General features: G+C 51.4%; 2 rRNA genes. Both read right to left on the minus strand.

The features are described from left to right. Nucleotides 1-216 (minus strand): 23S ribosomal RNA (locus B5M42_RS25115); the annotation flags it as partial. 214 nt (nt 217-430) lie between these two features. Continuing rightward, a 16S ribosomal RNA gene (locus B5M42_RS25120) occupies nt 431-584 on the minus strand; the annotation flags it as partial.

Here is a 584-nt window from a genome sequence, read left to right on the forward strand (position 1 = left end):
TCCAGGTACTTAGATGTTTCAGTTCCCTGGGTATGCCTCCATTGTAGCTATGTATTCACTACAAGGTGACTGCGCATTACCACAGCCGGGTTCCCCCATTCGGACATCCCCGGATCGAAGCCTGCTTACGGCTCCCCGAGGCATTTCGTCGTTCGCCACGTCCTTCTTCGGCTCCTAGCGCCTAGGCATCCTCCGTGTGCTCTTTCTAGCTTAACCGCTAGAAATTACATCTCGCATCTGTTTGCACAAATGGTGAGTTGGATTTCTAAGTTAAATCACGCGTTTGTTACTTCTTGTTTCGTTATCTAGTTTTCAAGGAACACGCTGCGAATCGCAAGATTCGCCAGCTTACATTGAAAGGTTGCCCTTTCAAAACTGAACACGAGTGAAGGAAGCTTGACTGGTTCACTTCTGAACCGAGTCTCCATAGAAAGGAGGTGATCCAGCCGCACCTTCCGATACGGCTACCTTGTTACGACTTCACCCCAATCATCTACCCCACCTTCGGCGGCTGGCCCCCTTGCGGGTTACCCCACCGACTTCGGGTGTTGTAAACTCTCGTGGTGTGACGGGCGGTGTGTACA

Source organism: Paenibacillus athensensis (assembly GCF_004514475.2).
GTDB lineage: Bacteria > Bacillota > Bacilli > Paenibacillales > NBRC-103111 > Paenibacillus_AL > Paenibacillus_AL athensensis.